The organism is Nonomuraea sp. JJY05 (assembly GCF_043496855.1).
GTDB lineage: Bacteria > Actinomycetota > Actinomycetes > Streptosporangiales > Streptosporangiaceae > Nonomuraea.
This window is the reverse complement of sequence record NZ_JBIEIS010000017.1, coordinates 67,952-89,468: the sequence shown is the minus strand read 5'-3', so window position 1 is coordinate 89,468 and position 21,517 is coordinate 67,952. Positions and strand designations below refer to the sequence as shown.

Here is a 21,517-nt window from a genome sequence, read left to right as displayed (position 1 = left end):
GGCAGTACCGCACGTTATAGGGCAGATTGAGCAGGCCCCCTTCGGCCGTACCGGCAGACCGAACAGAACAGGTTCTCGCCTGCCCGCTGATCAGGCGAAGCGGGCCAGGAGCTCCTCGGCGGCGGCGAAACCGGCGACCACGTCGGCCGCCGTGCGCCGCTCGCGGACCATCCCCACGGCCTGCCCCGCGTAGATGCAGGCCGTGTCGAAGTCGCCTCCGGCCCGCGCCGCCGCCTGCCGGGCCGGGGCGTCGTCGTCCGCGGCCAGCTCGTCCTCCCGCCCGGCCCACTCGTCGAAGAACGCGTTGCGCAGGGCCCGCCCGCCGTACTCGGGCGGCCAGTCCAGGCGCTGGGCGATGTCGAAGACCCGCCCGTAGGCGGTGCCCGTTTCCCCGGCCGCCAGCAGGCGCTCCGTGGCGGTCTCCGAGAGGGCCGTCTCCGCGCACCCCATGAACGCCGTCCCCACCCAGGCCCCGGCGGCGCCGGCGGCCAGCACGGCGGCGAGCCCGCGCGCGGTCGAGATGCCGCCTGCCGCGAGCACCGGGACGCTCACCGCGTCGAGCACGCTCTGCAGCAGCGGCAGCGTGGCCACCGCGTCGCGCCCGTGGCCGCCCGCCTCGGCCCCGCGCGCCACGACCGCGTCCACCCCGGCCTGCTCGGCGGCGCGAGCCTCGTCGGTCGTGCCCGCCTGGGTGACGACCGTGATGCCCGCCTGCCGGAGCTCCTCCACATAGCGCGCATATGGCCCGAAGCTCACGGAGACGATCGTGGGCCGGAGCTCGAGCACGGCGTCGAACTGGGCGGGGTTGCCGGTCAGCGCCCAGGCCATGAGCCCGATCCCGTACGGACCGCCGCCCGCGACGGCGGCCTCCTTGGTGATCCACTCCCCCGCGGCCGCGGCGGCGACCCCGATCATGCCGAGCGCGCCCGCCTCGGAGACGGCGGCGGCCAGCCGACCCGCGCCCACCCCCGCCATCGGAGCCCCCACCACGGGCACCGCCAGGCCGAACCGTTCAGTAAGCCATGTGCGCAAGGTCATCTCCCCTGGAAAAACCCCTGTTGGGGCCAGTCTTCCACGGCTTTCCCGACCCCTGTATCGGAAATACAGCCGGATGACCGATGCGCTCGCGGCACACACCTGTGCATCCTGGTGGGGAACGGCTTTCGTTCCGCAGCGGAGAGGAGTCACGAGGGCATGGACAACGCGGCAGGCCGCCCGACCGTGATCTTGGATAATGGCGTGGTCGGCAGGATCATGCTGGCTCATCCGTCCAGGCGTGACCTCGTGCTCGTGCTGGGCATGGACGGCACCCTGCTCAGCTGCCAGCTCGACGACATCGCCTGCGTGGTCGGGGGCAAGCCCCTCTGCCGCGACGGCTGACCGGCGGGCCGGACACTCTAGGCACCGGTCACGATGCCGCCGATCAGGCTCGCGGCCGCGAAGTCGTTGGTGAGGCGGTTCTTGGTGAGCGCGAACGCGGTGCCGGTCGCCGTGTCGGCCCAGGCCGCGCTGCCGCCCGCACCCGGCACCCCGAACACGGTCGGGCTCGCCTCGGCGGTCGAGCCGGGGCCGCCGATGCCGTAGCCGAGCCCCCAGGACGACGGCATGCCGAACACCTCGTCGATCCCGCTGGAGGCCACCGCCGTCACCTCGCGCAGCCGCTCGGTCGAGATCAGCCGCGTCCCGTCCACCTCGCCGAGCAGCGCGGCGTACATCCGCGCGATGGCCCGGGCCGAGGTCTTGCCGCCCGCCGGGATGTCGGAGGACAGGTAGTCGGCGCGGTTGCCCAGCTCGGCGGTCGGCATCAGCGACATCGGCCCCGCCTTGAACATCGGCAGGTCCGCCGGCATCTCGCCCCACGCCGCCGGGTCCACCGGCGCGTCCTCCAGCCTGGCCAGCCGGTGGTGCTCCGCCTGCGGCATCCCGAAGTAGAGCTCGCCGGCCACGCCCAGCGGGCCCGCCACGTCCTCCAGCAGCACCTGCGAGATGGGCTTGCCGGTGACCCGCCGGACGATCTCGCCGACCAGGAACCCGAAGGTGTACGCGTGGTAGCCCACCTTCGTGCCCGGCTCCCACCACAGCTCGGCGTCCTCCAGCGCGGCCACCATCTTGTCCCAGTCGCAGACGTCCTCCGGCGTGGTGTCGAGCGGCACGCCCGGCACGCCCGCCGTGTGCGACAGCACGTGGCGCACGGTCACACCCTGCTTGCCGTGCCGCCCGAACTCCGGCCACAGCTCCACCACCGGGGTGTCGTAACCGAACAGGCCCCGCTCGGCCAGCACGTGGGCGACGGTCGCGGTGGCGCCCTTGCCGATCGAGAAGTTGTAGAAGGGCGTGTCAGCCGTGACGGGCCGCCCGCTCCCGGGGTCGGCCACGCCCGCCACCACATCCACGACCTGGACGCCGTCCCGGTAGACGGCCACCTGGAGCCCGCGCTCCGCGCCGGACTCGACGAGGCCGTCGGCGGCTTCCTGCACCTGCTGCTGAAGATCACTCATGACGTGCTTTGTCCTTTTCATCGTGAGTACTAGACGGTACCGTACTCACATCAGTACGGAACTGTCCAGTACTGTGTTTTCGTCGAAGGGCGAAGGGATGGGCATGGCACCGGAAGAGGACGGCCGCACGGCACGCAAGCGCAGGCAGATCATGGAGGCGGCCCGGCCGGTGTTCCTGCGCAACGGCTACGTGGGCGCGAGCATGGACGAGGTGGCGGCGCTGGCGGCGGTCTCGAAGCAGACCGTCTACAAGCACTTCACCGACAAGGAGCAGCTGTTCACGAGCATCATCCTCGACACCACGACCCAGGTCGAGGGGCTGGCCAAGCTCATCACCGCGGCGCTCGACGACAGCGAGGACCTGGCGAAGGACCTGGGCGAGCTGGCCCGCCAGTTTCTCGGCGCGCTCATGCGGCCCGACGTGCTCCGCCTGCGCCGGCTGGTGATCGCCGAGGCCGACCGGTTCCCCGACCTCGGCCGCACCTGGTACCAGCAGGGCTTCGAGCGCTCGCTGGAGACGCTGGCCGCCGCCTTCGAACGCCTCGCCGGCCGCGGCCTGCTCCGCCTGGACGACCCCGAGCTGACCGCCCAGCACTTCGTGGGCCTGCTGCTGTGGATCCCGGTGAACAAGGTGATGTTCTGGGGCGGCGGCGACCACTACACCGAGGCCGACCTCGAACGGCTCTCAGAGGCCGCCGTCGCCGCGTTCCTGCGCGCGTACGGGGCCTCCCCGACCGACAGGGCTAGGCCAGGTATTTCCTGAGCCCGGCGGCCAGGGCGACGGCCATGCGCTCGCGGAAGGCGGGGTCGGACATCTTGGCCGCGTCGCCGCGGTTGCGCATGTTGCCGCACTCGATGAACACCGCGGGGCGCACGGAGAGGTTGAGCCCGCCCAGGTCGGTGCGGGTCTGCAGCCCGTCCACGCCGGTGTAGGTGGCGTACGGCAGGCCCGTGCCGTCCCGGTAGGCGTTCCTGATGTCCACCCCGAGGCGCCGGGACGGCTTGATGATCTGGTCGTTGTGCCCGGAGACCAGCCCCGGCATGATCACGTGGAAGCCGTGCCCGCCCGGCGCGGCGCCGTCGCCGTGGAGCGACAGGACTGCGTCCGCCCTGGCCTCGTTGCCGATGGCGGCCCGCTCGGTGACGCACGGGCCGACGCCCTTGTCGTCGGGCCTGGTGAGCACGACCTTGGCGCCCATCTTCTCCAGCATCGGCTTGAGCCGGTTGGCGAGGTCCCAGGTGAAGGCGTGCTCCGGGAATCCGGTGTTGGTCTGCGTGCCGGTCGTGTTGCAGGGCTTCTTACCGGTGATGATGTCGACCTGCCGGTTGATCTGCTCGGGGTGCGCGGCGTTGCCGCCGTTGTGGCCGGGGTCGATCACCACGATCTTGCCCGCCAGCGCGCCGCCCTTCGGCGTCCGGCTGGGCGACGGCGCCGCGGGCAGCGCCGCCTCCTGCGAAACGGGCACGGCGGTGCCGCACGCCGTGGTCAGCGCGGCCAGCGTGACGACCGCCACGAATCCGGTCCGGTACGCGCACATGATCCCGACCGTACCGGCTGCCGCGCGGCAAGCCCAAGACCCGCCTGACCTGCGTTTTCGTGTCGCAGCGCGGGTTGGGCCTACCGGGCGATGACGTTCTCGGTGGATATTTCCGCTGACGGCCACACGCTGCCGACCGAAAGCAGGAACTTGATGCGTCCCGTAGGGAGCCGGGCGGGGAGGCGTTCTCGCGGCGGGTGGCCGCTCCGGTGCCCGCCGCGATCGCGCTGGCCGTGATGGTGTGGCTGGCGGTGACGAACTTCGCGGCGCTGCTCAACGTACCCCAGGGTGATCCGTTGACCTGGATTCTGCCCGGTCTTTACGGGGTAACTGCGGTAATTGGGGTGATATGGGCGTTCATCCTGCGTGCCGGGCAACCCGCCGTGTACTCCCTGGTCGGGATGGGCGCCAAGGCGGCGACCGCCCAGGACGGCGTATGACGAGACGAGAGGAGCCTGGGCGATGAAACAGCAGACGTGGGCGATGCGGCCGGTCATCCGCCACGCGACGGCGGACGACGCGGGGCGGGTGGCGGAGCTCATCGCGACCGCCTTCTCCGGGCTGAAGGTGGTGCACTACCTCGTGCCGGAGCGCAGGGAGCGGCACCGGGTCATGTCCGCCAGCTACCGGATCCTCGTCGACCACGCCGTCGAGCACGGAGAGATCCACTTCATCGACGACGGGCCCGCGGTCGCGGTCTGGTTCCCGCGCACCGCGCCGCTGCCCCAGCCGGCCGACTACGACCGCCGCCTGGCCGAGACCGCGGGCGAGTGGGCCGAGCGCTTCCGCGCGCTCGACGCGCTGTACGAGGCGAACCATCCGGCGGAGCCCTACCACCATCTGGCCTTCCTGGCGGTGCACCCGGACCGCCAGAACGAGGGGCTCGGGTCGGCGCTGCTGCGCTACCACCACGCCCGGCTGGGCGGCGTGCCCGCGTACCTGGAGGCCAGCGACCCGCGCAACCGCGACCTGTACGCGCGCCACGGCTACCTGCAGGGCGAGCCGTTCGCGCTGCCGGACGGGACCCTGTTCTGGCCGATGCGGCGCCCCTGAAAGTTTCACAGTTTCCGCAGGCCGTTGACGGGACGGCGACGGGACAGGAGGATCGGAGGGCTCCGATTGGGAGCGCTCCCAACCCGTGAGGACCTCCATGACCCGAAGCCGGGCCGCCTTACTGGCCCTCCTCACCATGGTCGCCCTGTCCCCCGCCACGACGGCACTGGCGGACGAGGGACCCGAGCAGATCGTCAACGGCACCTTCGACGCCGGCACCGCCCCCTGGTGGAGCACCGGCAACACCACCCTCGCCATAGACGCGGGCCGGCTCTGCGCCGACATCCCCGGCGGCACCGCCAACCCGTGGGACGTGATCATCGGCCAGAACGACATCCCGCTGGTGGCGGGCGACACGTACGCGTACAGGTTCAGCGCCTCGGCGACCCCCGCCAAGGTCGGCAAGGCGCTGATCCAGCTCCCGGTGGACCCGTGGACGCAGTATCTGTCGGCGAACCCGGAGCTGAGCGTCTCGGGCAACGACTACTCCTACACGTTCACCGCCCCCGTGTCGCTGCCGAACTCCCAGGTCGTCTTCCAACTGGGCGGCAGCGCCGAGCCATGGAGGTTCTGCATGGACAACGTGTCGCTCAAAGGCGGCGCCGAGCCCGAGGTGTACGAGCCGGACACGGGCCCGCGCGTCCGCGTGAACATGGTCGGCTACCTCCCCCAGGGCCCCAAGAACGCCACGGTCGTCACCGCCGCGACCTCGGCCCTGGACTGGGAGCTCAAGAACGCCGACAAGCAGACGGTCGCCAGGGGCCGGACCACCCCCAGAGGCGTGGACGCCAGCTCCGGCCAGAACGTGCACACGCTCGACTTCGGCTCCTACCGCAAGCCCGGCAAGGACTACACGCTGACGGCCGACGGCGAGACGAGCCGGCCGTTCGACATCGCCGCGGACATCTACGACCAGCTCCCCACGGACGCGCTGAAGTTCTACTACACCCAGCGCAGCGGCATCGAGATCCTCGACAGCCTGCGGCCCGGCTACGGCCGGCCCGCCGGCCACATCGGCGTCGCGCCGAACCAGGGTGACGTGAGCGTCCCCTGCCAGCCCGGCGTCTGCGACTACTCGCTCGACGTCAAGGGCGGCTGGTACGACGCCGGCGACCACGGCAAGTACGTCGTCAACGGCGGCATCTCGGTCTACCAGCTCATGGCCGCGTACGAGCGGGACAGGGCGGCCTTCAAGGACGGCCAGCTCGCCATCCCGGAGAGCGGCAACGGCCGGCCGGACATCCTGGACGAGGCCCGCTGGGAGCAGGAGTTCCTGCTGAGCATGCAGGTGCCGGAGGGCAAGCCGTTCGCGGGCATGGCCCACCACAAGATCCATGACCGGAACTGGACGGGCCTGCCGCTGCTGCCGCACCTGGACCCGCAGCCGCGCGAGCTGCACCCCACCTCCACGGCCGCCACGCTCAACCTCGCGGCCACCGCGGCGCAGGCGGCCAGGCTGTTCGCCCCGTACGACCCGGCGTTCGCGGCCAGGAACCTCAAGGCCGCCCGCAGGGCGTGGGCCGCGGCCAAGGCCAACCCGGCCAGGTACGCCGACCCCAACGACGGCACCGGCGGCGGCGCCTACAACGACGCCGACGTGAGCGACGAGTTCTACTGGGCGGCGGCGGAGCTGTTCATCACGACGGGCGAGAAGGAGTTCAAGGACTTCGTCCTGGCCTCGCCGCACCACACCGGCGACATCTGGCGGGATCGGGGCTTCGACTGGGGCAACACCGCCCAGCTCGGCCGCCTCGACCTGGCGACGGTGCCCAACGCCCTGCCCGACCGGGCGCGGGTGCGGCGGTCCGTGGTCGAGGGGGCCGAGAAGTATCTGGCGATCCAGCGGGCGCACCCGTACGGGCTGCCCTACAACCCGCCGGACTTCGACTGGGGCTCGAACAACCTGGTGCTGAACAACCTGGTCGTCCTGGCCACGGCGTACGACCTGACCGGCCATGAGAAGTACCGGGCGGCCGTGCGCGAGGGCATGGACTACATCCTCGGCCGCAACGCGCTCAACCAGTCGTACGTGACCGGCTACGGCGAGGTGGCCTCGCACAACCAGCACAGCCGCTGGTACGCCCACCAGCTCGACCCGGCGCTGCCCGACCCGCCGCGCGGCACGCTGTCCGGCGGCCCGAACTCCGGCATCCAGGACCCGCTCGCCCAGCGGCTGCTGAAGGGCTGCAAGCCGCAGTTCTGCTACATCGACGACATCGAGTCGTGGGCGACGAACGAGCTGACCATCAACTGGAACTCCCCGCTGGCCTGGGTCTCCGCGTTCCTGGCCGACAAGAGCGGGCGCTCCGACTGCCGGGTGCGCTACACGGCGCACGGCTCGGGCACGTTCACCGGCCAGATCGTGATCGAGAACACCGGCAGGCAGACCGTGGACGGCTGGACCCTGCGGTGGTCCTTCCCGGGCGCCCAGCGCGTCCGGCAGGACTGGGGCGCGGAGCTGTCGCAGTCCGGCTCGACAGTGACGGCCAGGAGCTCCGGCAAGATCAAGCCGGGCAGGTCCGTGACTTTCGGCTTCGTGGCCACGAACCCCTCGGGCCCCAACCCGTCCCCTGAGGTCTTCCACCTGAACGGCGAGCGCTGCGGGTGACCCCGCCCGCCCCCGGCGGCCTCTCCGCAAGAGGCCGCCGGGCGTTGCGGACGCTCCGTTGAACGTAATAATCTGGGCCATGCCCAGGGGAACCTCAGAAGTCAGCGAGCCGATGTTCTTCGTGCTCGCCGCCCTACGCGCCGGCCCGCTGCACGGCCACGCGATCAGCAAGTCGATCAAAGAGCTGTCGGGCGGCCGGGTCCAGCCGTCGGTCGGCACCCTCTACGGCATCCTGGAGCGCCTGAACGAGCGGGGCGTGATCACCGTGGACCGGGAGGAGACGGTCAACGGCCGGAACAGACGCTATTTCCGGATCACCGACGAGGGACAGTCCCTGGTCGAGGCCGAGGCCAGGCGCATGCAGGAGGCCGCCTCCCTCGTGCTGCGCCCCATCACATGACCGCTACCGCGCCCCAGCCCATGACGTCCCTCGAACGGCGCTACCGCCGGCTGCTGCTGGCGTACCCGAGGCAGTATCGCGTGGCGCACGGCGACGAGCTGGTCGACGTCCTGCTGGAGTCGGCCGACCCCGGCAGGAACGTCCCGGTGCCCAGGGAGGCGTGGGGCCTGCTGGTGGGCGGCGTGCGCAGCCGCATCGTGCACCTGGCGACGGGCAGCGCGTGGGAGGACGGCCTGCACCTGGGCATCACGGCCGTGGCTGCCGCGAACCTGGCGGCGCTGCTCCCCTACGCGGGCGCGGTGCCGCTGTGGACTCTGGTGTCGGCGCTCGCGCTGCTGGCCGTCCTGCGCGGGCGGCCGGCGGTGGCGTTCCCGCTCACGCTCGTCGCGGGCGTGAAGGCGGTCGCGGTCGCGGGCGGCTGGCAGGCGTTCGAGCCGACGCTGCTGCCGGTCTACCCGTCGGTCCTCACCGACCGTGCCCTGTTCGCGGACAGCAGCCCCTTCGCCGTGGCCTTCGCGTACGCGGTGGTGCTGCTCGGACTGCTGGTGCTCATGGCGAGAAGGCGGCAGGCGCCGCGGATCCGGTCATGGTGGTGGCCGGCGGCCGTGCTGGTCGTCGCGTGGGCCGGCCCTCACTGGATGGAGCAGGACACGGCGTTCCAGATCAGCCTGAGCCGGATCGCGGCGGAGGCGGCGGCGTTCGGGCTGGCCATAGCGGGCTGCTACCTGGCGCGCGACCTCCGGTGGGCGCTCGCGTCGGGCATCTACCTGCTGGTGAGATCGGTCGAGCTGACCATGAACGCCGACCAGCTGACCAGGCAACATCTGGCCTACTGGGGCGTGCTGGCGGTGCTGGCCCTCGGGGCCGCCTCCGTGCCGTTCCGGAGGCGACGACACTGTCTGGATTGACCATGCTTCGTTAAACGGAGTATGGTAGCCCGCCATGACGAGGAAGACGCTGCCCACCGCGCTGCTCGCCCTGGCCGTCCTCTGCGGCTGCGGGGGCGCCGCAGAGACCGCCGCCCCGCCCTTCCCCAGCGCGCCGGCGGTGGCCAAGGACAAGAAGCACCAGCTCGAAGCGGCCAAGGCCGACTGCATGAAGCAGAAGGGCTTCAAGTACGTCGCGTGGGTGAAGCCGGAGACGCCGCAGAGCGACGAGGACCGCCGCCGGGACGCGGGCGACTACCAGGCCATGAGGAAATACCGCGAAAAATACGGCTTCGGGATCTTCGCCGAGTTCATCTACCCCAAGGAGATGGACAGCCCGCAGGCCCAGATCGACCGCGGCGTCGTGGACCCGAACATGAAGATCCAGGAGGTGCTCTCCGAGGCTCAGCTGAACGCCTACCACAAGGCCAAGGACGCCTGCATGGTCACGGCGGCCAAGCAGGTCCTCGGCGTGAACCTGAAGTCGAACCTCGACTACTACAACCAGATAGCCCTGACCAGGAAGCGCGCGACCGCCGGCACGCTCGACAGCGACCCCGAGCTGGTGGAGCTGGCCACCACCATGGCCACCTGCCTGAAGGGCAAGGGCTACACCGTCACCGACACCACTCCGACGGCGCTGGCGAAGCGCGGCGAGGACGTGTTCCTCAAGGAACAGGACAAGGTGGGCCGGGAGCAGGACGACAGCGTGCCGGATGTCGCGCCTCCGGCGAAGAAGGGCCAGGGCCAGGAGATCCACATGCCCTCGCTCACCGCCGAGCAGGCCAAGCCGTACCTGGCCAAGGAGATCAAGGCCGCGCTCGACGACCTGGAGTGCGGCAAGGACTTCTACCCGGTCTACACGCCGCGCAAGTCGGCGATCGACGCGCAGGTCAGGGCTCAGTTCGCCTACTGACACCCCCTGATCGGAGGACGGACTTCGCCATGCTCACGAAATTCACCGTGACCGCCACCGCCCTGCTGGCCCTGGCCGCACTCTGCGGCTGCGGGGGCGCCGCAGAGACCGCCGCACCCTCGCCCGGCTCGACCGCCGAGGGCAAGGAGGTCCAGATGGAAGCGGCCAAGGCGGACTGCATGAAGCAGAAGGGCTTCAAGTACGTCGCGTACGTGACCCCGCACAAGCCGGGTACCGAGGACGACAAGAGCCGCATGCGCGGCAATTACCAAGCAATGCGGAAATATCGCGAAAAATATGGCTTCGGGGTCTTCGCGCAGCACGTCTATCCCAAGGAGATGGGAGCCGCGCCGACCAGCCCCGACAACGAACCCAACCCCAACATGAAGATCCAGAACGCGCTCTCCAAGACGCAGATGCAGGCGTACCGGAAGGCGATGGACGCCTGCCAGGTCTCGGCGGCCAACAAGGTCCTCGGCCTGAAGCTGAAGTCGACGGAGGACTTCTACGACGCGCAGTTCAAGGCCTCCGCCCGGGCCCGCAAGGGCAAGCTGAACACCGACACCGAGCTGGTCGAGCTGGCCACCGCCATGGCCACGTGCCTGAAGGGCAAGGGCTACGCCGTCACCGACACCACGCCGGTCACCATGTCCGAGCTGGGGCAGAAGACGTGGCTCGGCAAGGAGGACAAGCTGGGCCGCGAGCAGATGGACGACGTGCCCGACGTCGCTCCCCCCGCCGAGGACGACAAGGTGCCGATGTACTACGCGCCGACGCTCGCCCCCGAGCAGGCCAAGCCCTACCTGGCCAAGGAGATCAGGGCAGCGCTCGACGACCTGGAGTGCGGCAAGGACTTCTACCCTGCCTACCTGCCGAAGGAGCAGGCGGTCCAAGGGCAGGTCAGCGCCCAGTTCGGCATGTGACCGCGCTCATGAGGTCACCGCGCAAGCTCCTCGCCGGCGTCGTCGCCGGAGTAGTGATCATCGCGGGCGCCGGCTGGGCCGTGGGCTCCCGGCTGCGCTCCCCCGCCGACGAGGCGGCCCGCCGCGCCGCGCCACGGGCCTCGCTCGTCACCGCCGCCGTCGAGCGCCGCAAGCTCGTCAGCACCGTCGTGGTCAGCGGCACGCTGGAGTACGGCTCGCCCCTGCCGGTCAGCCTGGCCGGGGCGGTCGGCGGCACGTCCGAGCAGCAGCGGGCCACCCGCGCGCCGCGCCAGGGCCGGCTCAAGGAGGGCGCGGTCTTCATGGAGGTCAACGGCCGCCCGGTGTTCGCGCTGCGCGGGTCGGTGCCGATGCACCGCACGATCGCCCCCGGCAGCAAGGGGGACGACGTCAAGCAGCTGCAGCGGGCGCTGCGCAGGCTGGGGTACGGCGGCCCCGTCTCCGGCGTGTTCGACCAGGCCACGATCGCCGCCGTCACCCGCATGTACACGAAGAAGGGGTACGAGGCGCAGCAGCCGACGCTGACCGACCGGCAGGCGTACGACACGCTGCGCAAGGCCGTGCAGACCGCCCAGGAGACCCTCGCCGCCGAGAAGAAGGCGCTGGACCAGGGGCGCGACGTGCTGCCGCTCAAGATGAGGCTGGCCAACGCCAGGACGGATCTGAAGGCGGCGGAGCGCGCCCTCCGGGAGGCCGAGGCCCGGTGGGTGACGCCGGAGGACGAGACCAGGACGGCGGCGGCCGAGGCGGCCGTGCGCGCGGCGCAGGAGAAGCTCGCCGAGGCCGAGCAGGCGCTGGCCGCGGCCAGGAGTCAGCCCACGCCGGCGGCCACCACCACTCCCCAGCCCACGGCCTCCACCGACACGAGCCTGCTGGAGCTGCGGGTCCAGAACGCCCGGGCCGACCTGGCGGCGGCCCTGGAGGCGCGCGAGCGGGTCGCGGAGGAGGCGCGGCAGGCCAGGGAGAAGAGCCTGGTGGAGCTGCGCAAGGCCGTACGGACCGCGAAGGAGGCCGAGGCCACCGCCGAGCAGGCGCTGCGCCAGGCCAGGCAGCTCTCCCCGACCAAGCTCAAGGTGGCCAACGCCGGCAAGGACGTGGCGGCGGCCAAGGGGATGCTGGCCGAGTTCGCGCGTACGTACGGGACCTCCGTCCCGCCCGGCGAGGTGGTGTTCCTGCCGAAGCTGCCCGCCCGGGTGCGCAAGGTCTCGGTCAAGCAGGGACAGCAGGTGGAGAAGGAGGTCGCCACGGTGACCAGCTCGACGTTCATGGTGACGGGATCGGTGGAGGCGACGGAGGCCGAGCTGCTGCGTACGGGCATGGAGGCGGCCATCGAGCTCGACACGGGAAAGACGTACAGGGCGCGCCTGACCGCGTTCGGCGATCAGGCCAAGGTGCCCGGCGTCGAGGAGGCCAAGGACGGGTCGGAGCCCGTCCTGCTCACGCCCGCCTCGATGAAGGGGCTCAAGCCGGGGACCGCGGTGACGGCGCGGGTGACGGTGGGGGCGACCAAGGAGCCGGTGCTGGTCGTGCCGGTGGCGGCCGTGATCACGGGGGCCGACGGGAGGGCCCGGGTACGGGTCGAGTACGCCACGGACAAGACCAGGGACGTCGAGGTGCGTACGGGGCTGACCGCCGACGGGAACGTCCAGGTCTCCGGCGCGCTCAAGGAGGGCGACCGGGTGGTGGTCAGCGGTGCCTGAGCCGGTGATCTCGCTGGTGGAGGTCAGTAGGGAGTTCCCCGCCCAACCGCCGGTCCGGGCGCTCGACCGCGTCACGCTCCGGGTGGACAGGGGCGACTACCTGGCCGTCGTCGGCCCGTCGGGCTCGGGCAAGTCGACCCTCCTCAACGTGCTCGGCCTGCTCGACCGGCCCAGCTCGGGCAGCTACCGGCTCGACGGCACGGAGACCACGACCATGCGTGACGGGGCCAGGACCAGGTTGCGCGGCGACCGGATCGGCTTCGTCTTCCAGTCCTTCCACCTGCTCTCCCACCGCAGCGTGGTCGAGAACGTCATGCTCGCCGAGATCTACGGTAGGCAGGCGCGCAAGGGCAGGCGGGAGCGGGCCCTGGCGGCGTTGGAACGGGTCGGCCTCGGCCACCGGACCGGGTTCGCGCCCGACCGGCTGTCCGGGGGCGAGCGCCAGCGCACGGCCATCGCCAGGGCCCTCATGGGCGAGCCGTCCCTGCTGCTGTGCGACGAGCCCACGGGCAACCTCGACAGCCGCAACACCGAATCGGTGCTCGGCCTGTTCGACGAGCTGCGGGGACAGGGGATGACGCTCGTGGTCATCACGCACGAGCAGGAGGTCAGCGAGCGGGCCGGGCGCCGGGTGCGCATCACCGACGGCCTCTTGGTGGAGGAGTGATGCACATCCGCGATCTGCTCGGGGAGGCGGTGGCCGGCATGCTCGCCCGGCCGGTGCGTTCGGCGCTCACCACGCTCGGGACCGTGCTCGGCATCACCACGCTGGTCATCACGCTCGGCGTGGCAGCCACCGCGGGCAACCAGATCGTCGGCCGCTTCGACGCGCTGGTGGCCACGGCCATCACGGTGGAGGTGCCGGAGTCGCCGGACACGCCCCTCGTGGAGTGGGACGCGATCGACCGGCTGACCAGGCTGCGCGGCGTCGAGTCCGCCGCCGCCGTGGCCGAGTCGGACGACAGCGCGAACCTGTCCGTACGCTCCAACGACATCGTGGACCCGACCAGGGTGACCGCGCAGTCGTTGACCGTGCTGGCCGCGACGACCGGGCTGCCCGAGGCGGCGCGCGGCAGGATGGTGCAGGGCAGGTTCTACGACCTCGGGCACATCGAGCGGCGCGACCGGGTGGCGGTGATCGGCGACCAGGCGGCCAAGCTGCTCGGCGTCGGCCGCCTCGACCGGGCGCCGGCCATCTTCATCGGCAAGCACGCGTACACGGTCATCGGCATCCTGGGCGACCTGCGCCGCGAGCGGAACCTGAGCACCGCCGTGTTCGTGCCGCCCACGGTCGGCAGGCAGTTCGGGCTGCGGGACGTCACCAGGGTGCTGGTCAACACGAGCCTGGGCGCCGCGGACCTGGTGGCCCGGCAGGCGCCGACCGCGCTCAGCCCGGGGAACGGCGACCTGCTGCAGGTGATCGCCCCGCCCAGCCCCACCAGGGCGCGCGACCAGGCGCAGGACGACGTCAACGCGCTCTTCCTGATACTCGGCCTGGTCTCGCTCGTGGTCGGCGCGGTCGGCATCGCGAACGTCACGCTCGTCACCGTGATGGAACGCGTGCCGGAGATCGGCCTGCGCCGCTCGCTCGGGGCGGCCCGGCGGCACATCGCCGCCCAGTTCCTGCTGGAGTCGACGCTGATCGGTCTCGCGGGCGGCGTGATCGGCGCCAGCCTGGGCGTCGTCACGGTGGTCGCGGTGTCGGCCGCCAAGCAGTGGACGCCGCTGCTGGACGTGCGCCTCGCGGTCGCGGCGCCGGTGGCGGGGGCCGTGGTGGGGCTGCTGGCCGGGCTGTACCCGGCGCTGCGGGCGGCCAGGATGGAGCCGGCCGACGCGCTCAGGTAGCGTAGACGGCCGACAGGAACCGTACGAGCACCGCCTCCCTGGCGGGCGCGGGCAGCGCGTCGAGGATCGTGTTGACCACCGCCATCTCCGGCTGCTGCGCCTCCGGCCGCAGGTCCACCCCCACGGAGGAGGCCAGCTCGGCGAAGGCCGCCTCGTCGAGCGCCTCCAGGTCCGTGACCGCCACCAGCTCGACCAGCCCCTCGGGCAGCACGACGGGCCCCCGCTCCCGGGCGGCCTCGGCCGACTCGGCGATCACCTTCAGCATGGCCTCGACCCCTGCCAGCGTCACCCCGGTGACCGTGATGTGGAGGTTGGCCGGGATCCCGGCATACGAGAGCTGCGGCTGCAGGAACCAGCCCCGCTCCCGAGCCTCGTCCGCCAGCACGAACACGTCGATCCCGTCCCCGGCGAACGCCACCAGCGACGACTCCGGCTCGCCGAGCACCCGCAGGCCGGGGATCCGCGCGAGCCCCTCGCGCAGCCTGGTCGTCGCCTCCAGGGTGGCCCGGCCCAGCTCCAGGTAGCCCTCCCTGCCCAGCGCCTGCAGGGTGGCCCAGGCGCCGCCGAGCGGCCCGGCCGACCTGGAGCTCTGCACGGTCGCGTTGACGATCGTGTAGCCGGGCCACGCGGCGGAGGCGAAGTACGCCTTGCGCCGCATCGCGGGATCGGCGAAGAGCACGACCGAGGCGCCCTTGGGGGCGTACCCGAACTTGTGCAGGTCGCACGAGAGCGACGTGACGCCCGGCACGGACAGGTCGAACGGCGGGACCGCCGCGCCCGCCGCGCGCAGCCACGGCAGCAGCCACCCACCGACGCACGCGTCCACGTGGCACGGCACGCCCGCCGCCGCGGCCACGGCGGCGACCTCCTCGACGGGGTCGATCACCCCTTGGGGGTAGGAGGGCGCGGAGGCGACGACCATGATCGTGTTCTCGTCGATCGCGTCTGCCACGTCCCGCGCCCGCACCTTGTACGTCTCCAGGTCCACCGGCACGGCGACGACCTCGACGCCGAGATAGTGGGCCGCCTTGTGGAAGGCGGGGTGGGCGCTCACGGCGCACACCAGGTTCGGACGCTCCTTGCGGGCGGCGTCGCGGGCGGCCTTGACCGCCAGCATGATCGACTCGGTGCCGCCGCTGGTGAAGATGCCATGGCCGCCGCCGAGCAGGTCCGCGACCGCGCCGACGACCTGCCGCTCCATCTCGACCACGCTGGGGAACGCGGTCGGGTCGAGGCAGTTGACCTCCAGCATCTCGAAGTACGCCCGCGCCGCTGCCTCGTGGACCTCGGCCCGGCCGGTGTCGTAGACGTACGCCGTCACCTGGCCGCCGCGCACGGGTAAGTCGTGCGACCTCAGCCTGGCCACCTCGGCCAGCAGCTCCTCGGTCGTCCTTGCTGCGGGGTTCACGTGGACTCCTTCGTGGGTCGGGCCCTCGTCCGGGGCTCGCCCGGGAGGCCGAGCGTGCGGTGGACGCTCAGGTGCAAATGGGTGCGGAAGCGGCGCAGGGCGGCCCGGTCGCCGGCGGCCCTGCGGCGGCCCTCCGCGTCCAGCACGCCCCCCTTGGCGAACCCGTGCACGGACCAGATGACCATCCACATCGAGTATTCGAGATCGACCCTCTCGTCGATCAGCCCGCTCTCGACCGCGGGCCGGACGGCGGCGCTCACCGAGGCCACCAGCGGCTGCACGTACTCGCGCTCCAGCTCGGTGATGTCGCTGGCGTCGGAGAGCCAGCGGTGCATCCACAGGGCGGGCACCTCGGGGTTGTCCACGCAGAAGTCGAGGTAGTCGTCCAGCAGCCGGTGGATGGCCGCGACGGGGTCCTCACCGGGCAGCCGGGCGAGGGCCAGGTCCAGGGCCGCCTTCTCCGCCTGGTGCGCCCGCTCCATGACGGCGAGATAGAGCTCGCGCTTGCCGCCGACGTGGTAGTTGACGGTGGCGATGTTCATCCCCGCGGCCTCGGCGATCTGGCGCGTGGAGGTGCCGTCGAAGCCGAGCGCGGCGAACAGCTGTGTCGCGACCTTCAGGATCAGGTTGACCTGTCCGCTATCCATGCGGCCGAAGGTAGTACCACCCTTACCTTTCGGTCAATCACTTGATGGAGAGCCGGCTCAGTCCGGCGCCCAGTACTTCACCATGATCTTGTCGAGCTGCTGCACCACCGGCTGCCAGCTCGGCGGCAGCGTGTAGCGGCTCACGCGGTGCTTCTTATAAACAAGTGTGTACTTGAGGAAGTCCGCCCCCGGCGGCCTGTCCTCGGACCGCCCGAGCTTCAGTCCCTTGAGGTACGTGCGCAGCCGGCGCTCCTCCTTGCCGGTGAGGCACTTGTCGACGGTCGGCCCCGTACGGCGGCTGAGCCGCACGCAGCCGTTCGTGTAGACGATCACATGGTCGCTCAGTCCCGCGAACCCGCCTTGCTTGCGGTAGTCGACCAGCACCTTCTTCGGCGCGACGGCCGCCTGCGCCGGCGCCGGGAGCGCGGACAGGGTCAGGGCCGGCAGGAGCACCGGCACGAGCACGATTCGCCACATCTTCTTCACATCTACTTGGACGGATGGGAGCGCCGAACGGCTCACCCTCAGCCGAACTGGTCGACGTTCTCCTTGGTGGCCGGTTTCACGGGCACGGCCACCGCCTTCGGAAGGCTCTCCCCCTTGGCGGCCTTCACCGCGGCGTCCACCGCCTGCTGCCCCAGCATCCTCGGCTGCTGGGCGACGGTGGCGGACAGCGTGCCGGCCCGGACCGCCTTGATCGCGTCGGGAGTCCCGTCGAACCCGACCACCTTGACCTGCCGCCCCGCCCGGCCGCCCAGGGCCTTGATCGCGCCCAGGGCCATCTCGTCGTTCTCGGCGAACACGCCGGCGAGGCCGGAGTGCGACTGGATCAGGTTCGTCATGACGTCCAGGCCCTTGGTCCGGTCGAAGTCCGCCGGCTGCTGGGCCACGACCTCGATGTCCGGGTACGCGGCGATGCCCTCGGCGAACCCCCTGCCGCGGTCGCGGGAGGCGGAGGTGCCCGGCACGCCCTGGAGCACGGCCACGTTCCCCTTCTCGCCGAGCAGCCTGGCCAGCTCCTGGGCGGCGACCCGCCCGCCGGCCACGTTGTCGGAGGCCACGGTCTGGACCACCTCGACGCCGTTGACGCCGCGGTCGGCGGCGATCACCGGGATGCCGGCCCGGTCGGCCGCCTTGACCGCGGGGGCGGCCGCGTCGGAGTCGACCGGGTTGACGATGATCGCCTTCATGTTCTGGCTGGTGAAGTTCTGGACCTGGTTGACCTGCTGCGACGGGTCGTTCTGGGCGTCGGTGACGGTCAGAGTGGCGCCCAGCCTCTTCGCCTCGGCCTGCGCGCCGTCCCGGAACTGCACGAAGTACGGGTTGTTCAGCGTCGACACCGACAGGCCGATCTTGACGTCGTCCGTGGCCGCCCCGCCGCCGCACGCGGTCAGGACGACCAGCGCGGCACCCGCTATGAGCATCCGCATTGATCATTCCCCCCAAGTGGTTCCCCTGCGCCGCAGGGTGTCGACGAGCACCGCCAGGGCGATGACCACACCGATGACGACCTGCTGCCAGAACGCCGAGACCGACAGCAGGTTCAGGCCGTTGCGCAGGACGGCCAGGATGAGCGCGCCGACGAACGTGCCGAGCGCCCTGCCCTTCCCCCCGGACAGGCTGGCGCCGCCGATCACGACGGCCGCGATGGCGTCGAGCTCGTACCCGGCCGCGGCCTGCGGCTGCGCCGAGGCCAGGCGGCTGGCCAGCACGATCCCGGCCACCGCCGCGAAGCCGCCGGCCAGCGCGTACGTGATCAGCTTCTGGCGGCCGACCTTGATGCCCGACAGGCGGGCGGCCTCCTCGTTGCCGCCGATGGCGTACATGGCGCGGCCCGCGTACGTGCGGTTGAGGATCACGGCGGCGATCACGCCCATGACCACCATCACGATCACGGGGATCGGCAGGAATCCGCCGGCCGTGTCACCCAGGTGCGAGACGGCGTCCGGCATCGGGATCGGGCTGCCCTGCGAGATGACCAGGGCCAGGCCGCGGGCGACGCCGAGCATGGCCAGCGTGGCGATGAACGGCGGCAGCTTGCCGTACGCGATCAGGACCGCGTTGACCAGCCCGCACGCCACCCCGACCAGCAGGGACACCAGGGTGGCCGGCGGCCACGGGAGGCCGGCGACGGTGGCGGTCCAGGCCAGGACGATCGCGGACAGCGCCGCGACCGAGCCCACGGACAGGTCGATGCCGCCCGTCACGATCACGAACGTCTGCCCGAACGCCAGGATCGCGGTGACGGCGGCCTGGACGCCGACGTTGAGCAGGTTCGTCACGCTCAGGAAGTCGGACGACAGCAGCGACAGCGCCACGACCAGCACCACGAGCGCCGCCAGCGCGCCGTTCTCGGCGAACCAGGCGGCCGCCGGTGACCGGCGGCCCAGGAGCGCGTCACTCGGCACGGGAACCCTCCACCTCCGCGACGGCCAGGGCCATCACGTCGTCCTGCGTGGCCCCGGCCGCGCGCAGCTCGCCGACGAGCCGCCCCCGCGCCATGACCAGGATCCGATCGCTCATCCCGAGGACCTCCGGCAGGTCGCTGGAGACCATCAGCACGGCGTCGCCTTCGGCCGTGAGCTCGTTGACGAGCTCGTAGATCTCGACCTTGGCGCCGACGTCGATGCCGCGCGTCGGCTCGTCGAGGATGAGCACGCGGGCGTCCGCCACCAGCCACTTGCCGATGACGACCTTCTGCTGGTTGCCGCCGGAGAGCGTGCGCACCTCCTGGTCCAGCCCGGCCATCCGGATGCCGAGCCGCTCGGCGGCCTTCGCGGCGGCCGAGCGCAGCCTGGAACGATCCACGAAACCGGCCCTGGTGGCCTCGCGCATGGTGACCAGGCCGAGGTTCTCGGCGACGCCCGCCCGCGGCACCAGGCCCTGGCCCTTGCGGTCCTCGGGCACGAGGCCGAGCCCGGCCTCCATGGCGGCGTGCACGTCGCCGGGCGGCAGCCGCGTCCCCCGCACGGTGACCTCGCCCGCGTCGTAGCGGTCGGCCCCGAACACCGCCCGCACCACCTCCGTGCGGCCCGCGCCCACGAGCCCGGCCATCCCGACCACCTCGCCCGCCCGCACCTGGAACGACACCTCGCCGAACGCGCCCCTGCGGGTCAGCCCGGACACCTTGAGCAGCGGATCGCCCCGCCTGGCCGGTCGCCGGGGATACTGCTGGTCGACGGGCCGCCCGACCATGAGGGCGACCAGCTCGTCCCTGCGGGTGTCCGCCGGGACCCGGGCCACGGACCTGCCGTCGCGCAGCACGGTCACCCGGTCGCCGATCTCGGCGATCTCCTCCAGGTGATGGGTGATGAAGACGACCGCCACGCCCTCGTCCCGCAGCTGCCGCACGATCGCGAACAGCCGGGCGACCTCGCCGGTGGTGAGCACGGCCGTGGGCTCGTCCATGATCAGCACCCGGGCGTCCAGGGCCAGCGCCTTGGCGATCTCGATCATCTGCATGCGCGCGATGCCCAGCCTGGCGACCGGCGTGCGCGGGTGCACGTCCACGCCGACCCGGTCCAGCAGGCTCATGGCCTGCTGTTCCATGCGCCCGGTGGCCACGAACCCGAACCTGCGCGGCGGGCGGCCGAGCGCGAGGTTCTCCGCGACCGTGAGCTGCGGGACGAGGTTGAACTCCTGGTAGATGGTGGAGATCCCCAGCCGCTGCGCGTCGCCGGCGGTGCGGAGGTGCACCGGCCGGCCGGCCATCAGGATGCGGCCCTCGTCGGGGTGGTAGGCGCCGGAGAGGATCTTGATCAGCGTGCTCTTGCCCGCGCCGTTCTCGCCCAGCAGGACGTGCACCTCGCCGGTGCGCAGGCCCAGGTCCACACCGTCGAGGGCGACCACCCCGGGGAAGGTCTTGCGCAGCCCCTCGGCCTTGAGAATCTCCTCGCTCACGTGGTGGTCCCTATCCGCTCACGAGGCCGGCGAACCACTGAAAGCCCAGGTCAGGGTTATTGCCTTGCTGAGTGGGGAGTGAAAATGGGATGACGTCCTCGCGGCTGCGCATCGGAGTGCCCGTCTCCCTGTCCGGCAAGCACGCCCGTTTCGGCGGGCAGGTCCGGCTCGGCCTTGACGTGTGGCAGTCCTTCGACCCGTCCGTGGAGCTGGTCGTCGAGGACGACCACAGCGAGCCCGGCTCCCTGGACGTCGTGCTCCCCCGGCTGGCGGGGCACTGCGACCTCCTGCTGGGGCCGTACTCCACGCAGCTCATGCGGCGGGCGGGGCGCATCGCCGCGGCGCTCGACCGGCTGATCTGGAACCACGGCGGTTCGGGCGACGACGTGCAGGCGGCCAATCCCGGGCATGTCGTCTCCGTCCAGACGCCGGCCGGCCGGTACGCCGAGCCGTTCGTCCGCCGGCTCGCGGAGAGCGGCGACCACAGCCCGCTCCGGATCGTGAGCGGCAAGGGGCGCTTCGCCCTGCAGGTCGCGGAGGGCGCGGCGCGGGCCGCGCACGCGGTGGACATCCCGGTGGTCTTCGGCGGCCCGGTGGACGACTCCTGGAACCTCTTCTGCGCCGGGTCCTTCGACGAGGACGTCGAGGTGGTCAGACAGGCGGGGCGCGCACGCACCATCTGCGCCGTGGCCGCCGGGGTGCGGGAGTTCGGCGCGGCCGTCGGCGACCCGCGCGGGATCTACGGGGTCGGCCAGTGGTTCCCCGGCGGCGCGGGCGAGGTGGCCTTCGGGGTCTCCGAGCGGGAGTTCGTCGCCGCCTACGAGAAGAGGACCGGGGTGCCGCCGAACTACATCGCCGTCCAGGGGGTCGCCGCCGCGATCATCGCGACGTACTGCGCCGCCCGGGCGGGTGGCACGGGGCGGGCGGAGCTGTGGACGGCCGCCGCCGGGCTGGAGGCGGCCACCCTGTTCGGCGACTTCGCGATCGACCCGGGCACCGGCCTGCAGACCGGGCACCGGACGGTGCTCACCCGGTGGGAGAGCCAGGGGCCCGTCGCCGCCTGAGGTCAGCCGGCCGGGGCAGACGCTTCCGCTCGTCCCCTGGTAGGACTCCGGCATTAGACCCAGGTCGCCCCCC

General features: G+C 71.7%; 22 protein-coding genes. 13 read left to right on the top strand and 9 right to left on the bottom strand.

Annotation, left to right across the window (positions count from 1 at the left end):
* Positions 1–90 precede the first annotated feature (90 nt).
* Positions 91–1,266, bottom strand: coding sequence for an NAD(P)H-dependent flavin oxidoreductase (locus ACFKCF_RS27010; protein ID WP_394497784.1), 1,176 nt, complete (start codon positions 1,264–1,266; stop codon positions 91–93).
* Here ACFKCF_RS27010 and ACFKCF_RS27005 point away from each other — a divergent pair.
* Complete coding sequence (locus ACFKCF_RS27005; protein WP_394497995.1) at positions 1,195–1,380, top strand: hypothetical protein; 186 nt, start codon at positions 1,195–1,197, stop codon at positions 1,378–1,380. The two genes, ACFKCF_RS27010 and ACFKCF_RS27005, sit on opposite strands and share 72 nt — an antisense overlap.
* Positions 1,381–1,397: 17 nt before the next feature.
* On the opposite strand, the gene ACFKCF_RS27000 is transcribed toward ACFKCF_RS27005, so the two are convergent.
* Positions 1,398–2,498 carry a serine hydrolase domain-containing protein gene (locus ACFKCF_RS27000; protein ID WP_394497782.1) on the bottom strand — a complete coding sequence of 367 codons (1,101 nt, stop codon included), beginning with the start codon at positions 2,496–2,498 and terminating at the stop codon, positions 1,398–1,400.
* Positions 2,499–2,601: 103 nt separating this feature from the next.
* Here ACFKCF_RS27000 and ACFKCF_RS26995 point away from each other — a divergent pair, with 103 nt between their 5' ends.
* Positions 2,602–3,261 (top strand): TetR/AcrR family transcriptional regulator, encoded by a 660-nt coding sequence (locus tag ACFKCF_RS26995; protein ID WP_394497780.1) that lies wholly within the window; start codon positions 2,602–2,604, stop codon positions 3,259–3,261.
* Here ACFKCF_RS26995 and ACFKCF_RS26990 read toward each other — a convergent pair.
* On the bottom strand, positions 3,242–4,036 hold the full coding sequence (locus tag ACFKCF_RS26990; RefSeq protein WP_394497778.1) for an N-acetylmuramoyl-L-alanine amidase: 795 nt from the start codon (positions 4,034–4,036) through the stop codon (positions 3,242–3,244). The two genes, ACFKCF_RS26995 and ACFKCF_RS26990, sit on opposite strands and share 20 nt — an antisense overlap.
* 209 nt (positions 4,037–4,245) lie before the next feature.
* Between ACFKCF_RS26990 and ACFKCF_RS26985 the strand changes: the two genes are divergently transcribed.
* From ACFKCF_RS26985 to ACFKCF_RS26940, 10 genes are all read left to right on the top strand, one after another.
* Entirely contained in the window at positions 4,246–4,476 is a 231-nt protein-coding gene (locus ACFKCF_RS26985) for a hypothetical protein (protein WP_394497777.1), read from the top strand.
* Positions 4,477–4,498: 22 nt separating this feature from the next.
* Positions 4,499–5,089 (top strand): GNAT family N-acetyltransferase, encoded by a 591-nt coding sequence (locus ACFKCF_RS26980; RefSeq protein ID WP_394497775.1) that lies wholly within the window; start codon positions 4,499–4,501, stop codon positions 5,087–5,089.
* A 97-nt stretch (positions 5,090–5,186) separates the two neighbouring features.
* Positions 5,187–7,697: a glycoside hydrolase family 9 protein gene (locus ACFKCF_RS26975; protein WP_394497773.1), complete on the top strand. Its 2,511-nt coding sequence runs from the start codon at positions 5,187–5,189 to the stop codon at positions 7,695–7,697.
* 79 nt (positions 7,698–7,776) lie between these two features.
* Positions 7,777–8,097: a PadR family transcriptional regulator gene (locus ACFKCF_RS26970; RefSeq protein ID WP_394497772.1), complete on the top strand. Its 321-nt coding sequence runs from the start codon at positions 7,777–7,779 to the stop codon at positions 8,095–8,097.
* Positions 8,094–9,005 (top strand): hypothetical protein, encoded by a 912-nt coding sequence (locus ACFKCF_RS26965; protein WP_394497770.1) that lies wholly within the window; start codon positions 8,094–8,096, stop codon positions 9,003–9,005. Before ACFKCF_RS26970 ends, ACFKCF_RS26965 begins: the two co-directional genes overlap by 4 nt.
* A gap of 34 nt (positions 9,006–9,039) precedes the next feature.
* Positions 9,040–9,939 carry a hypothetical protein gene (locus ACFKCF_RS26960; protein ID WP_394497768.1) on the top strand — a complete coding sequence of 300 codons (900 nt, stop codon included), beginning with the start codon at positions 9,040–9,042 and terminating at the stop codon, positions 9,937–9,939.
* Between the two features lie 29 nt (positions 9,940–9,968).
* Complete coding sequence (locus ACFKCF_RS26955; protein ID WP_394497766.1) at positions 9,969–10,862, top strand: hypothetical protein; 894 nt, start codon at positions 9,969–9,971, stop codon at positions 10,860–10,862.
* Entirely contained in the window at positions 10,859–12,580 is a 1,722-nt protein-coding gene (locus ACFKCF_RS26950; RefSeq protein ID WP_394497764.1) for a peptidoglycan-binding protein, read from the top strand. Before ACFKCF_RS26955 ends, ACFKCF_RS26950 begins: the two co-directional genes overlap by 4 nt.
* Positions 12,573–13,247 carry an ABC transporter ATP-binding protein gene (locus ACFKCF_RS26945; protein ID WP_394497762.1) on the top strand — a complete coding sequence of 225 codons (675 nt, stop codon included), beginning with the start codon at positions 12,573–12,575 and terminating at the stop codon, positions 13,245–13,247. Before ACFKCF_RS26950 ends, ACFKCF_RS26945 begins: the two co-directional genes overlap by 8 nt.
* Positions 13,247–14,425, top strand: coding sequence for an ABC transporter permease (locus tag ACFKCF_RS26940; RefSeq protein WP_394497760.1), 1,179 nt, complete (start codon positions 13,247–13,249; stop codon positions 14,423–14,425). Before ACFKCF_RS26945 ends, ACFKCF_RS26940 begins: the two co-directional genes overlap by 1 nt.
* Here ACFKCF_RS26940 and ACFKCF_RS26935 read toward each other — a convergent pair.
* Genes ACFKCF_RS26935 through ACFKCF_RS26910 form a run of 6 tightly spaced genes read right to left on the bottom strand, consistent with a single transcriptional unit; the run spans position 14,418 to position 20,380 of the window.
* Positions 14,418–15,833, bottom strand: coding sequence for a pyridoxal phosphate-dependent decarboxylase family protein (locus tag ACFKCF_RS26935; RefSeq protein ID WP_394497758.1), 1,416 nt, complete (start codon positions 15,831–15,833; stop codon positions 14,418–14,420). The two genes, ACFKCF_RS26940 and ACFKCF_RS26935, sit on opposite strands and share 8 nt — an antisense overlap.
* Positions 15,830–16,480 (bottom strand): TetR/AcrR family transcriptional regulator, encoded by a 651-nt coding sequence (locus tag ACFKCF_RS26930; RefSeq protein ID WP_394497756.1) that lies wholly within the window; start codon positions 16,478–16,480, stop codon positions 15,830–15,832. Before ACFKCF_RS26930 ends, ACFKCF_RS26935 begins: the two co-directional genes overlap by 4 nt.
* A gap of 57 nt (positions 16,481–16,537) precedes the next feature.
* Positions 16,538–16,957 (bottom strand): hypothetical protein, encoded by a 420-nt coding sequence (locus tag ACFKCF_RS26925; RefSeq protein ID WP_394497754.1) that lies wholly within the window; start codon positions 16,955–16,957, stop codon positions 16,538–16,540.
* A 47-nt stretch (positions 16,958–17,004) separates the two neighbouring features.
* Positions 17,005–17,910 carry a substrate-binding domain-containing protein gene (locus ACFKCF_RS26920; protein WP_394497752.1) on the bottom strand — a complete coding sequence of 302 codons (906 nt, stop codon included), beginning with the start codon at positions 17,908–17,910 and terminating at the stop codon, positions 17,005–17,007.
* Between the two features lie 3 nt (positions 17,911–17,913).
* Positions 17,914–18,888, bottom strand: coding sequence for an ABC transporter permease (locus ACFKCF_RS26915; RefSeq protein WP_394497750.1), 975 nt, complete (start codon positions 18,886–18,888; stop codon positions 17,914–17,916).
* The gene (locus tag ACFKCF_RS26910) at positions 18,878–20,380 is read right to left on the bottom strand and encodes a sugar ABC transporter ATP-binding protein (RefSeq protein ID WP_394497748.1); all 1,503 of its coding nucleotides are present in this window, start codon (positions 20,378–20,380) and stop codon (positions 18,878–18,880) included. The genes ACFKCF_RS26915 and ACFKCF_RS26910 overlap by 11 nt, the downstream gene beginning before the upstream one ends.
* Before the next feature lie 89 nt (positions 20,381–20,469).
* On the opposite strand from ACFKCF_RS26910, the gene ACFKCF_RS26905 reads away from it, so the two are divergent.
* The gene (locus ACFKCF_RS26905; RefSeq protein WP_394497747.1) at positions 20,470–21,444 is read left to right on the top strand and encodes a hypothetical protein; all 975 of its coding nucleotides are present in this window, start codon (positions 20,470–20,472) and stop codon (positions 21,442–21,444) included.
* The last annotated feature ends 73 nt before the right edge of the window (positions 21,445–21,517 follow it).

What these genes read in the sequence shown, in the direction of transcription:
- ACFKCF_RS26965 (WP_394497770.1), top strand. Translation starts at nt 8,094, where the DNA reads ATGACCGCTACCGCGCCCCAGCCCATGACGTCCCTCGAACGGCGCTAC.
- ACFKCF_RS26930 (WP_394497756.1), bottom strand. Translation starts at nt 16,480, where the DNA reads ATGGATAGCGGACAGGTCAACCTGATCCTGAAGGTCGCGACACAGCTG.
- ACFKCF_RS27000 (WP_394497782.1), bottom strand. Translation starts at nt 2,498, where the DNA reads ATGAGTGATCTTCAGCAGCAGGTGCAGGAAGCCGCCGACGGCCTCGTC.
- ACFKCF_RS26980 (WP_394497775.1), top strand. Translation starts at nt 4,499, where the DNA reads ATGAAACAGCAGACGTGGGCGATGCGGCCGGTCATCCGCCACGCGACG.
- ACFKCF_RS26905 (WP_394497747.1), top strand. Translation starts at nt 20,470, where the DNA reads ATGACGTCCTCGCGGCTGCGCATCGGAGTGCCCGTCTCCCTGTCCGGC.
- ACFKCF_RS26975 (WP_394497773.1), top strand. Translation starts at nt 5,187, where the DNA reads ATGACCCGAAGCCGGGCCGCCTTACTGGCCCTCCTCACCATGGTCGCC.
- ACFKCF_RS26960 (WP_394497768.1), top strand. Translation starts at nt 9,040, where the DNA reads ATGACGAGGAAGACGCTGCCCACCGCGCTGCTCGCCCTGGCCGTCCTC.
- ACFKCF_RS26990 (WP_394497778.1), bottom strand. Translation starts at nt 4,036, where the DNA reads ATGTGCGCGTACCGGACCGGATTCGTGGCGGTCGTCACGCTGGCCGCG.
- ACFKCF_RS26955 (WP_394497766.1), top strand. Translation starts at nt 9,969, where the DNA reads ATGCTCACGAAATTCACCGTGACCGCCACCGCCCTGCTGGCCCTGGCC.
- ACFKCF_RS27005 (WP_394497995.1), top strand. Translation starts at nt 1,195, where the DNA reads ATGGACAACGCGGCAGGCCGCCCGACCGTGATCTTGGATAATGGCGTG.
- ACFKCF_RS26995 (WP_394497780.1), top strand. Translation starts at nt 2,602, where the DNA reads ATGGCACCGGAAGAGGACGGCCGCACGGCACGCAAGCGCAGGCAGATC.
- ACFKCF_RS26925 (WP_394497754.1), bottom strand. Translation starts at nt 16,957, where the DNA reads ATGTGGCGAATCGTGCTCGTGCCGGTGCTCCTGCCGGCCCTGACCCTG.
- ACFKCF_RS27010 (WP_394497784.1), bottom strand. Translation starts at nt 1,266, where the DNA reads ATGAGCCAGCATGATCCTGCCGACCACGCCATTATCCAAGATCACGGT.
- ACFKCF_RS26940 (WP_394497760.1), top strand. Translation starts at nt 13,247, where the DNA reads ATGCACATCCGCGATCTGCTCGGGGAGGCGGTGGCCGGCATGCTCGCC.
- ACFKCF_RS26970 (WP_394497772.1), top strand. Translation starts at nt 7,777, where the DNA reads ATGCCCAGGGGAACCTCAGAAGTCAGCGAGCCGATGTTCTTCGTGCTC.
- ACFKCF_RS26920 (WP_394497752.1), bottom strand. Translation starts at nt 17,910, where the DNA reads ATGCGGATGCTCATAGCGGGTGCCGCGCTGGTCGTCCTGACCGCGTGC.